The sequence below is a fragment of the Catenibacterium sp. AM22-6LB genome (assembly GCF_003435615.1).
Lineage (GTDB): Bacteria > Bacillota_I > Bacilli_A > Erysipelotrichales > Coprobacillaceae > Catenibacterium > Catenibacterium mitsuoka_A.
Map to the genome: position 1 here is coordinate 23,752 of NZ_QTUM01000023.1, position 11,616 is coordinate 35,367.

Genomic DNA, 11,616 nt, shown 5'->3' on the forward strand with positions numbered 1-11,616 from the left:
GGAGGATTAATAATGAGTATACCAAAAGATTTTTTATGGGGTTCTGATATTGCAGCTTCACAGTGTGAAGGGGCATGGAATCTTGATGGTAAATCTCCTATTATATCTGATTATGGAACTGTAGGCTCTAAAGCCCAAATGAGAATGAAAACTTTTATTGATAGTGAAGGGAAAGAAGGCATATATCCTTTCTTTGCCTCGCTACCATATGGTGCTCATTATGCTTTGCATGATAACTGTCATTACATTAATCACGAAGCCGTAGATTTTTACCATCATTATAAAGAAGATATTGCTTTATTTGGTGAAATGGGATTAAAAACATTAAATTTAACTATTTCATGGGCAAGAATCTTTCCAAAAGGATATAAAAATGGTGTTAACCAAAAAGGTATTGAATTTTATCGTAGTGTATTAGAAGAATGTCAAAAATATCAGATTGAACCATTAGTTACTTTACAAAAATATGATACACCTGTTTATTTAGAAGAAAAAATTGGTGGTTGGTTAAGTCGTGAAATGGTTGAAGAATTCTATCAATTTGCGAAAGTATGTTTAGAAGAATATAAAGATTTGGTCAAATATTGGGCAACCTTCAATGAGATTAATTCTTTAGCTATCCCATCTTTTTTACCATATAATTTACCTAAAGAAGTTTCGCAAATGAATCTAACTCAATTACATCATCAATTAGTAGCGAGTGCAAAGGTTGTGAAACTGGCTCATGAAATCAATCCATCAAATCGAATTGGATGTATGTTTAGCAGTTTAGCATATTATCCATTGACATGTGATCCAAAAGATATTTTGAAAAGCCAAGAAACATTTAGAGATATGTGTTATTACACAACTGATGTACAAGTGCGTGGCAAGTATCCTTATTATGCTAAAAGTGTATGGAATAAACTAGGAGTTCAACTAGATATCACTAAACAAGATGAACAAGATTTATTAGATGGAAAAGTTGACTATATTGCCTTCTCTTATTATATGAGTAACTGTATCACAACTCATCAAGTAGATGAAGAGATGGCAAAAGGAAACTTGTCTATTGGTAATAGAAATCCATATTTAGAATATAGTGAATGGGATTGGGCTATGGATCCAGATGGCTTAAAATATATTTTACATGAATTATATGGACGTTATGAAAAACCATTACTCATCATTGAAAATGGCTTAGGTGCTGAAGATGTATTAACAGAAGATCATCAGATTCATGATGAATATCGTATTGAATATTTAAGGAAACATATTACATCAATGAAAGAAGCTATTGATGAAGGTGTTAACGTTATTGGATATACAACTTGGAGTGCTCTTGATTTAGTTTCTGCTTCAAGTGGTCAAATTTCAAAACGTTATGGATTTATTTATGTTGATATAGACGATGAAGGGCATGGAACATTTAATCGTTATAGAAAAGACTCATTTAATTGGTACAAGAAAGTTATTCAAACTAATGGTGAGGATTTAAATAGCTAATTTTTAAAATATAAGATATATAAAGACTACTGTTTCCTCCCCGTTTGAAACTGTAGTCTTTATTTTAAGTGAAATAGGCGAAGTCTAAAGACCGCGCCCCTTCCCAAACGCAGCGGTCACCTTTCAATGCACTGCGCTTTCCACATTCAGTATCATCCATTGATGAATGTGATTATGCAATTGTAAAATGAATATCTCATGTTGTTATGTTCTGTTTTAAACAGAATTAAAAAATAACATGGATGTAACCTCATTCGAGGCATTTGACTTTCGTATAATCAACTGAATGCTGACACCATTCGTCATAGCCAAGCTATTTCCTTTGGCATTTGGCTACTATGATGTCTCCGTTACCATGGCACAAAGATGTGCTTTAGGTAATCTTGTAGTTTGCATTCCATATAGTGTCTCTGTGGTTAGGTACCTATTTCGTCTATTGACTTACTGATAGTAAGCTGTCAGCTACACCTATCTGCATAATACCTTTCCTGTATATTATGCATATAGCTGATATCAGGAGTGGAACCTGATAGTTCTCTAGACCTATAGACTTAGGTTCAGCCAATCAAGGTTTTACCGTACACAGCCTAGTTCGCCAAGCCACTCGTTCATGGAACTCATCTTGGCTTTACCGACATGCTGTAGTCTCCGTTGGGTTTCCCCTCAAGGTAAGTCGGGTACTTTACAATGTCTGACAGGAACATTGATTTCAAAAGAAATATATATGAAACGCCTTCAACGGCGCACGCAAAGGAGAAAAAATAAAATGGAATTTAAATCAATTATGCACGTTACTTTTTTTACAGAACAAATGGATGTAATGCGTGATTTTTATGAAAATAAATTAGGGTTGAAACCAAAAATTGTCACAAAAGCTAAAGCTTATAAAAATAAAGGAAATGCATTATATCAACAGATTGCAGAGTCTGATCCAGAAAAAGTCATGATTGTTTATATTGAAATTGCACCTGGACAATTCATTGAATTATTCCCAAGCTTTGAAGGTCAAGGACCACATGCAAAATGGAATCAAAATATTGGATATTCACATTATGCTTTATTAGTCGATGATATTTTTAAAACTAGAGATAAGTTAATCGCTAGAGGCGTAGAAATCGATACAGAAATTTCTAAGGGACCTTCAGAAACTTATCAAATGTGGGTACATGATCCTGATGGAAACAAATTTGAAATTATGCAATATACAGAAAACTCATATCAAGTTATCGGAAATATTATGTAAAGGAGTAAACTATGAAATTAGGAATCGTAGGAACTGGAACAATCGTTCAAGAATTTTTACCAAAATTAATCAACATTGAAGGAATTGAAGTTATCTCAATTATGGATATTCCTTCCCAAATAGAAAATGTAAAAAAATTATGTCAAGAAAACAATGTAGAAGTTGCAACTTCATCTTTTGATGAATTATGTACTGCTGGCATTGATACAGTTTATGTAGCTGTTCCAAACTTACTGCATTTTGACTATTGTAAAATGGCTTTAGAAAAAGGAATGAATGTTATTGTTGAAAAACCAATGACAAGTCATGTGAAAGAAGCTATTGAATTAAAAGAACTTGCTCAGTCAAAAAAATTATTCTTATTTGAGGCCATCACAACTGTATATATGGAAACATTCTTAAAAATGAAAGAATGGTTACCTAGAATTGGTGATGTTAAGGCAGTTGAATGTAATTATACACAATATTCAAGAAGATATGATGCATTTAGAAATGGTGAAATCTTACCTGCTTTTGATCCAAATAAAGCAGGTGGTGCTTTAATGGATTTAAATTTATATAATTTGCATTATGTCATGGGATTGTTTGGAAAACCTCAAGATGTCAAATATTATCCTACTATTGAAAGAAATATTGATACTAATGGATTATTAGTTTTACAATATCCAACATTTACAGCGCATTGCCTTGCTGCAAAAGATTGTGGTGGTCAATATGGTGGAACAATTCAAGGAACAAAAGGATATATCAAAACTGTATTCCCACCTAATATGGTCGGTGAGGTAATTATTCATTTTAATGATGGAACAGAAGAAAAATTTGATGATCAATATGCATTTAATCGTTTAATTCCTGAATTTATAGCTTTCGTCCAAGCTATCAATACAAATGATTATAAATATTGTTATCAAAAATTAGATGAAAGTATCAATGTGAATGAGATTATGACTAAAGCTAGAATTGAAGCTGGAATTATTTTCCCTTGTGACAAGTAGGTGTATCATGGATAAGAACTATTTACAATATTTTCATTTTTCATATACACAAGAACATTTAAAACAATTAGAAGCTATTGAAAATGAATTGAAGTTTTCTCATTTTGATAGCCAAGATGCCCTAAATTTAGGGCTTTCTGTGTTAGATGTATTAAAACAATATCAAAAAGATATTATTGTTCAGATTACTAGGGAAGAAGATCAAGCAGTTATATTCCAATATATGATGGATTGCAAATCACAAAAAAATATTAATTATGCCTTATTAAAAAGAAATACTGTATTAAAAACTGGTCATTGTAGTTTTTGGAAGTTAGTTTCTGATGTTGTAGAAAATCAATCGGTTGAAGCCATCTTTGCTGATTCAAATTGTATGCCAGTAGGGGGAGCTTTTCCTATTTATGTAGGTGAAAACCATGTTGCAACACTAGCTGTTTCAGGATTACATGATGGATTAGATCAAGAATTAATAGTGGAAGCATTATGTCAATATTTAAATAAAGAAGTATGTGAGTTTACTGGAAAGTTATTTTAAGGATGTAATTTATGTTTAATCATGATTTTTTATGGGGTGGTTCATTATCTTCAATGCAATCAGAGGGTGCTTGGAACGAAGATGGAAAAGGATTGACTACTTATGATATAAAAAAAATTAATAAACATTCTTCAGATTGGAAAAATGCCATTGATTTTTATCATCATTATAAAGATGATATAAAATTGTTTAAAGAACTTGGATTTAATTGTTTACGTATTTCTATTTCTTGGGCTCGTATCTTTCCTTTAGGAGAAGGACAACTTAACGAAAAAGGATTAAAGTTCTATGAAAATGTTATAGATGAATTACTATCTAACAATATTGAGCCAATTATTTGTGTTTATCATTATGACTATCCTTTAGAACTTTTACATAAATATGGATCTTGGAATAATAAGGCGATTTTGGAAGCATGGAAAGATTATGTTGATGTTTTAGTGAAAAGATTTGGTCAAAAAGTTAAATATTGGATACCATTTAATGAACAAAATAGTACCTATTTTGGAAATGAACTAGGGGTTATGTTATTAATGGATAGTAGTTCTGATATCAATAAACGTATCCTAGATGGTTGGCATCATTGTAATATTGCAAGTGCTTATTTACGAATGATAGTCAAAAAACATAATCCACAAGCACTAGTAGGAACCATGATTAATTATACACCTATTTATGCGAAGAATAGTCATCCTAAGTCAAGTTTAAATGTCATGAAAGCAAATGATATTTATAATCATTTAACTTTAGATGTTATGGTTAATGGAGAATATCCACAATATATCAAAGATATGTTTGCACAACTTAATTATCAACTACCATCTACTGATGAAGAAATGCAATTACTCAAAGAAAGCAAAGTGGATTTTATAGGCTTTAGTTATTATTTTTCATTTGCAGTAGGACATGAATATGATGTTCAACTATCACCAATGGAATTTTCAAATGTTTTACAACAAGAAATGTTTAGTTCAAATCCTTATTTATCACAAAGTAAATGGGGTTGGAATATAGATCATACTGGAATAAGAATTGGATTAAATGATTTACATCACCGTTATCATTTACCTATCTTAGTTTTAGAAATAGGACTAGGAAAAGAAGAAACATTAAATAAAGATTATACAGTTTATGATTCATATCGTATTGATTATCTAAAAAATCAAATTCAATCAATTAAAGAAGCGGTAGACAAAGATGGCATTCATTGTTTTGGAATATTGACATGGGGACCTATTGATATTTTAAGTTCAAAAGGCGAAATGAAGAAAAGATATGGTTTTATCTATGTCAATCGAAATGAAAAAGAACTATTGGATATGAAAAGATATAGAAAAAAGAGTTTTTATTGGTATCAAAAAGTGATTAAAACGAATGGCAAAGATTTAAGTGAGGAGGTATAAAATGAGTTTTCCAAAGAATTTTTTATGGGGTGGCGATATTAGCGCAACTCAAGCTGAAGGTGGCTGGAATGAAGGTGGAAAATCACCAGTTGAACCTGATTATTATATAGGTGGAGATAAAAATACCATGCGTTATGCATATTACAAAACAGAAGATGGACAAATTGGTAAAGTCATGCAATATAGTGGGCAGTTACCAGAAGGTGCAAAATATATTTTTAAAGAAGATGAAATATATCCAAATCATTTTGCAGCTGATTTTTATCATCATTATCAAGGAGATATTGCTTTATTAGGAGAAATGGGCTTTAAGGCATTAAACTTAACGATTTCTTGGGCACGTATTTTACCTCAAGGGATTAAGGGAGGTGTCAATCAAGAGGGTGTTGAATTTTATCGAAATGTTTTTCTAGAACTCAAAAAATACAATATCGAACCAATTGTGACAATGTATAAATATGATATGCCAGCTTTCTATGTAGAAGAAATGGGTGGATGGTCAAATCGTCAACTCATTGATGAGTATGTCGAATTCTGTAAAGTTTGTATGACAGAATATCAAGGATTAGTTAAATATTGGATCACTTTTAATGAATTAAATGTGTTAAAAGTTATGTTGAAGATTAATCCTTTTGTGACTAAAGATGGTTATCAACGCGTTTATGAAGAATTACATCATCAAATGGTTGCGGCAGCCAAGGTTGTAAAAATAGGGCATAGTATTAGTTCAGAGTATCGAATTGGTTGTATGATTGCAGGTATGTTTAGTTATCCTTTTACGTGTGATCCAAAAGATCAAATTGAAAACCAAAAAGTCAAACAAGATAATTTCTACTTATTTGCGGATACGATGATGAGAGGTGCCTATCCATCATATGCCAAACGTGTGATGAAAGAAGATGGCGTTACTTTAAATGTGAGTGATGAAGATAAACAAACATTACTAGAAGGAAAAGCAGATTTCTTTGCTTATTCATATTATTGTTCATCTTGTGTTACAACACATAAAGATGAAAGTCAAAATGGTAAATGCAATCTTTCAGCAGGATTAAAAAATCCTTACTTAGAAGTAAGTGAATGGGGATGGGCAATAGATCCTGACGGATTGAAATTCTCATTACATGAATTATATGATCGTTATCAAAAACCATTATTGATTGTGGAAAATGGTTTAGGTGCTATTGATAAATTGGAAGATGATGGAACAATTCATGATTCTTATCGTATTGAATATCACAAAGCCCATATTGAAAAGATGAAAGAAGCAGTAGAAGAAGGCATAGATCTTTTTGGATATACAATGTGGAGTTGTATTGACTTAGTATCATTTTCAAGTGGTGAAATGAGAAAACGTTATGGATTTATTTATGTAGATATTGATGACGAAGGAAAGGGAACCTTTAAAAGATATAAAAAGGATTCATTCTACTATTATCAGAAAGTATGCCAATCAAATGGAGAGGAGATTTAAAATGTTACTATGTCCAAGCATGATGTGTGCTGATTATGGAAGATTAAAAGAAGAGGTAAAAGAATTAGATCAAGCAGGTGTTGATATATTTCATTGTGATGTGATGGATGGTACCTTTGTACCTAATATGACGATGGGAATTATGGACATTCAAACAATTAGAAAGTATACAGACAAAATCATTGATTGTCATTTGATGATTGAAAATCCATCAAATAAAGTGGATTGGTTTATGGATGCAGGAGCTGACTTAATATATATACACCCAGAAAGTGAAAGATATGTCGTTAAAACATTAGCTCATATTAAAGAAAATGGAAAACTTGCAGGTATTGCAGTAAATCCTGATACAAGTATTGAGTCTATTGAAGAAATGCTTAATCTTTGTGACTATGTGATGGTAATGACAGTTAATCCGGGGTTTGCAGGTCAAAAGTTTATTGATTTTACAAAGAATAAAATTGATAAATTAGTGAAATTAAAACAAAAATATGGGTTCAAAATTACCATTGATGGTGCTTGTTCTCCACAAGTCATAAAAGAATTAAGTGATAGGGGATGCGATGGTTTTGTATTAGGGACAAGTGCTTTATTTGGTAAAAATAAATCATATAATGAATTAGTAAAGGAGTTAAGAGCGTTATGAAAATTGGAATTGGAAATGATCATGTAGCAGTTGGATACAAAAATCAAATCAAAACATATATAGAAGAAAAATATGGATATGAAGTCGTCAATTATGGAACTGATTCCACTGAGAGATTTAATTATCCAATTTCTGGTGAAGCAGTAGCTAATGCAGTTGTATCTGGTGAAGTAGATAAAGGAATTGTTATTTGTGGAACTGGTGTTGGTATTTCATTAGCAGCAAATAAGGTTAATGGCATTAGATGTGTTACTTGCAGTGAACCATATTCAGCGAAGTTATCTAGAGAACACAATGATACAAATATGTTAGCGTTTGGTGCTAGAGTAGTCGGTATTGAACTAGCAAAAATGATTGTAGATGCATGGTTAGAAGGCGAATATGAAGGTGGAAGACATCAAGTGCGTGTTGATATGTTAAGAGATATTGAAGAAAGACAGAAGAAATAGCTATGTTAAAGTGGGGAATTATTGGAACTGGAAGAATTGCAAGAAGATTTATGGAAGGACTATCTTATAGTGAAAAAGGTGAAATTTATGCACTTGCATCACTAACAAACGCTGATAAACTACAAGCAGAATTTCCAAATTTAATGGTTTATGATGATTATTTTAAACTATTGGATGATCCAAAAGTTGACATTGTTTACATTTCTACTAGACATAAGGATCATTATCGATGGTCTATTGAAGCTTTAAAAAGAAAAAAGGCTGTGTTATGTGAAAAACCAGCTACCTTGACATTTGAAGAAAATGTCGAAATTACAAAAGTGGCAAGAGAAAACAATACATTTTTTATGGAAGCAATGAAGACTAGATTTATTCCTTTAATTTCAGATATTAAAAATTCAATTAAAGAGGGTATGATTGGTAATATCACAAGAGTAGAAACTTGTTTTTCAAACTATATTCCTAAACAGTATATAGAATTTTTTAAGAGTACAAATCATTATTTGTTTGATAAAGAACAGGGAGGAGTACTAAACGATACAGGAAGTTATTGTATTGCTAGTATTCTAGATTATATTCGTTCTCCTATTAAGACTATTTCAGGGAAGGTGCAATTTGATTTAGGTGTAGATGTAAATGATTTTATTGAACTAACTTTTGAAAGTGGACAAACTGCTTGTATTGATATTTCGCTAAATGAAGATAAGCCAAAAATTGGTACTATTTATGGCACAAAAGGCAGGATTATCATCGAACCATTTTACAGACCTACCAAGGCAAAAATACTATTAGATGATGGTACTAGAATGAAAATTTCAAAGGATTACATTCATGATGATTTCTTTACTGAGATTGAAGAAGTCCATGACTGTGTGCTAGCTGATAAAATTGAAAGTCAACATATGAGTTTAGAAGATTCGCTGAAAGTTAGAGAATTTACAGATCAAATTAGAAATAAGATGATAGAAGATAAGAAAAATTATGAAAAGTAAAGCGATATTTTTGGATATAGATGGTACAATTCTTCCATCTAATCAAATATTATCACCTAAAGTCAAATACGCTATTGAGCAAGCAAGAACAAATGGTCATTATGTATTTTTATGTACTGGTAGAAATTATTGCAATATTTCATCATTTTCTAATGTTGAATTTGAGGGGATGGTTTGTAGTAATGGGGCTTATATTATTATAAATAACCAAGTAATCTATGATATTTCAATTCCTGAAGATGATTTAGAAAATTGTTTGAAATTTCTTGATGAAAATGATATTGAGTATAATTTAGAAACAAACTTTGTAAGTTTCTATTCACAAAGTATGATTGATTTTTTTGAACAATATAGCAAAAGTGATGTATCAGAACTTAATCGTTTGAAAGAAGAAACGGTAAATCATATTCAACATATTCAAAATTATCAACAGCAAGTTCCTGTTCCAACGTTGTTTTTCTTATGTCAAGATGAGAAATATATCCAACAAATCAAACAAAAAATATCTAAGCATTGTTATATGATTAATCATGGATTCAATCAAGGTTATTATACGGTTGAAATTAATAATGTAGACGCAACAAAAGGTAAAGGCATCAAGAGAGTTATTGAACAACTAAATATGAGTATTGAGGATACTATTTGTTTTGGTGATGGTATGAATGATTATGACATGATGAAGACATGTCATCGTAGTGTTGCTATGGGTAATGCTTGTGAAGAAATTAAACAATATGCATCAGCCGTATGCGAAAGTGTTGATGATGATGGTGTATATTATGAATTAAAAAGATTAGAAATTATATAAAAGATAAGGGAGACAAATTATATGACAAAATTTCCAGATAATTTTTTATGGGGTGGTGCTATAGCTGCCAACCAAAGCGAAGGTGCTTGGAACTTAGATGGGAAAGGAATGAGCACTGCTGATTGTGTGACTAGAGGTTCACGTGAGAAAATGCGTATGGTCACTTATAAGACTAAAGATGGAGAAATCAAGGCAGATCCTGTTTATATGGTTAATGCACCTGATGGATCAACTTTTGGAAGCTTTGATGGGTTTGATTACCCAAGTCATGAAGGTATTGATTTTTATCATCAGTATAAAGAAGACATTGCTTTGTTTGCAGAAATGGGCTATAAAGTCTTTAGATTATCAATCAATTGGACAAGAATTTTCCCAGCTGGTTTAGAAGAAAAGCCAAATGAAAAGGGATTAGAGTTTTATGATAAAATATTTGATGAATGTGCTAAATATGGTATTGAACCATTAGTCACTTTATCACATTATGAAACACCAATAGGTTTAACAAATAAATGGAACGCTTGGGCTGATGCAAGAACAATTGATTGTTTTGTAAGATTTGTGGAAACTGTTGCAAAACGTTATAAGGGAAAAGTTAAATATTGGCTTACTTTTAATGAAATTAATACAGTTAGTTTAGCCCCATTCCTAAATGCTGGTGTAAATGGACTTGGTGAACAGTTAGCTGCTGATGTATCTAAACATCAGTTAATCGCAAGTGCTAAAGCGGTCAAAATTTTACATGATATCGATTCTAAAAATCAAGTAGGAAATATGATTTTCTATTCTACAATTTATCCAAATACATGTAATCCTGATGATATGTTTATCGTGAAAAAAGCTATGCAAGATTTTCATTTCTTTGCCGATGTACAATGTCGAGGATATTATCCATCATATAAATTAAAACAATATAAAAAAGATGGTATTCAATTATGTTTAAGTGAGGAAGATAAGGAAACTTTAAAAGCAGGAACAGTTGATTTTATTTCAATTTCTTATTATATGTCATCTGTCCAATCAGCAGATCCAAATACTGTTCAAAATCAAAGTGGAAACCTTGGATTTGGAGGTATTTCTAATCCATATTTAAAATCATCAGATTGGGGATGGCAAATTGATCCAACAGGTTTACGTATTGCCTTAAATGAACTTTGGGAAAGATATCAATTACCATTATTTATCGTAGAAAATGGTATGGGAGCTCAAGACATATTAGAAGAAGATAAAACATGTCATGACCCATATCACATTGATTATTTAAGAAGTCATATTCAAGCAATCTCTGAAGCCATTAATGAAGATGGTGTTGATGTTATGGGATATACACCTTGGGGATGTATTGATTTAGTTAGTGCCTCTACTGGTGAAATGCATAAGAGATATGGATTTATTTATGTGGATTATCAAGATGATGGTACAGGGGATGGAAAAAGATATAAGAAAGATTCATTTTATTGGTATAAGAAAGTTATTGCTTCTAATGGAGAAGATTTGTAAGAATGATAAAATTGACTTCGTTATGAACCGCCTCTGTCAAGTAGACAGGTGAAATAATTAAAAACATGTACCTATGCCTGCCACGTAGTGGC

The 11,616-nt window shown here is 31.4% G+C and carries 11 protein-coding genes; all 11 read left to right on the top strand.

Annotated features, from left to right (window positions below; all coding sequences use genetic code 11):
* The first annotated feature begins 12 nt into the window (after window positions 1-12).
* Window positions 13-1,485, top strand: a complete 1,473-nt coding sequence (locus DW269_RS06555) for a glycoside hydrolase family 1 protein (RefSeq protein ID WP_117459051.1) — start codon at window positions 13-15, stop codon at window positions 1,483-1,485.
* A gap of 766 nt (window positions 1,486-2,251) precedes the next feature.
* Window positions 2,252-2,728 (top strand): VOC family protein, encoded by a 477-nt coding sequence (locus DW269_RS06560; RefSeq protein ID WP_117459052.1) that lies wholly within the window; start codon window positions 2,252-2,254, stop codon window positions 2,726-2,728.
* 11 nt (window positions 2,729-2,739) lie between these two features.
* Window positions 2,740-3,723: a Gfo/Idh/MocA family protein gene (locus tag DW269_RS06565; protein WP_117459053.1), complete on the top strand. Its 984-nt coding sequence runs from the start codon at window positions 2,740-2,742 to the stop codon at window positions 3,721-3,723.
* A gap of 7 nt (window positions 3,724-3,730) precedes the next feature.
* Window positions 3,731-4,258, top strand: a complete 528-nt coding sequence (locus DW269_RS06570) for a heme-binding protein (RefSeq protein ID WP_117459054.1) — start codon at window positions 3,731-3,733, stop codon at window positions 4,256-4,258.
* Window positions 4,259-4,269: 11 nt separating this feature from the next.
* Complete coding sequence (locus tag DW269_RS06575) at window positions 4,270-5,661, top strand: glycoside hydrolase family 1 protein (protein WP_117459055.1); 1,392 nt, start codon at window positions 4,270-4,272, stop codon at window positions 5,659-5,661.
* Window position 5,662: 1 nt separating this feature from the next.
* The gene (locus DW269_RS06580) at window positions 5,663-7,132 is read left to right on the top strand and encodes a glycoside hydrolase family 1 protein (protein ID WP_117459056.1); all 1,470 of its coding nucleotides are present in this window, start codon (window positions 5,663-5,665) and stop codon (window positions 7,130-7,132) included.
* 1 nt (window position 7,133) lies between these two features.
* A complete protein-coding gene (gene rpe, locus DW269_RS06585; protein WP_117459057.1) occupies window positions 7,134-7,778 on the top strand; it encodes a ribulose-phosphate 3-epimerase in 645 nt (214 codons plus the stop codon).
* Window positions 7,775-8,227 (top strand): ribose 5-phosphate isomerase B, encoded by a 453-nt coding sequence (gene rpiB / locus DW269_RS06590; RefSeq protein WP_117459058.1) that lies wholly within the window; start codon window positions 7,775-7,777, stop codon window positions 8,225-8,227. Before rpe ends, rpiB begins: the two co-directional genes overlap by 4 nt.
* A 2-nt stretch (window positions 8,228-8,229) precedes the next feature.
* A complete protein-coding gene (locus DW269_RS06595) occupies window positions 8,230-9,219 on the top strand; it encodes a Gfo/Idh/MocA family protein (protein WP_117459059.1) in 990 nt (329 codons plus the stop codon).
* Window positions 9,209-10,027: an HAD family hydrolase gene (locus DW269_RS06600; RefSeq protein ID WP_117459060.1), complete on the top strand. Its 819-nt coding sequence runs from the start codon at window positions 9,209-9,211 to the stop codon at window positions 10,025-10,027. Before DW269_RS06595 ends, DW269_RS06600 begins: the two co-directional genes overlap by 11 nt.
* Window positions 10,028-10,048: 21 nt before the next feature.
* On the top strand, window positions 10,049-11,524 hold the full coding sequence (locus DW269_RS06605; protein WP_117459061.1) for a family 1 glycosylhydrolase: 1,476 nt from the start codon (window positions 10,049-10,051) through the stop codon (window positions 11,522-11,524).
* The last annotated feature ends 92 nt before the right edge of the window (window positions 11,525-11,616 follow it).

What these genes read in the sequence shown, in the direction of transcription:
- DW269_RS06565 (WP_117459053.1), top strand. Translation starts at nt 2,740, where the DNA reads ATGAAATTAGGAATCGTAGGAACTGGAACAATCGTTCAAGAATTTTTA.
- DW269_RS06595 (WP_117459059.1), top strand. Translation starts at nt 8,230, where the DNA reads ATGTTAAAGTGGGGAATTATTGGAACTGGAAGAATTGCAAGAAGATTT.
- DW269_RS06600 (WP_117459060.1), top strand. Translation starts at nt 9,209, where the DNA reads ATGAAAAGTAAAGCGATATTTTTGGATATAGATGGTACAATTCTTCCA.
- DW269_RS06560 (WP_117459052.1), top strand. Translation starts at nt 2,252, where the DNA reads ATGGAATTTAAATCAATTATGCACGTTACTTTTTTTACAGAACAAATG.
- DW269_RS06570 (WP_117459054.1), top strand. Translation starts at nt 3,731, where the DNA reads ATGGATAAGAACTATTTACAATATTTTCATTTTTCATATACACAAGAA.
- DW269_RS06555 (WP_117459051.1), top strand. Translation starts at nt 13, where the DNA reads ATGAGTATACCAAAAGATTTTTTATGGGGTTCTGATATTGCAGCTTCA.
- DW269_RS06605 (WP_117459061.1), top strand. Translation starts at nt 10,049, where the DNA reads ATGACAAAATTTCCAGATAATTTTTTATGGGGTGGTGCTATAGCTGCC.
- rpe (WP_117459057.1), top strand. Translation starts at nt 7,134, where the DNA reads ATGTTACTATGTCCAAGCATGATGTGTGCTGATTATGGAAGATTAAAA.
- rpiB (WP_117459058.1), top strand. Translation starts at nt 7,775, where the DNA reads ATGAAAATTGGAATTGGAAATGATCATGTAGCAGTTGGATACAAAAAT.
- DW269_RS06575 (WP_117459055.1), top strand. Translation starts at nt 4,270, where the DNA reads ATGTTTAATCATGATTTTTTATGGGGTGGTTCATTATCTTCAATGCAA.
- DW269_RS06580 (WP_117459056.1), top strand. Translation starts at nt 5,663, where the DNA reads ATGAGTTTTCCAAAGAATTTTTTATGGGGTGGCGATATTAGCGCAACT.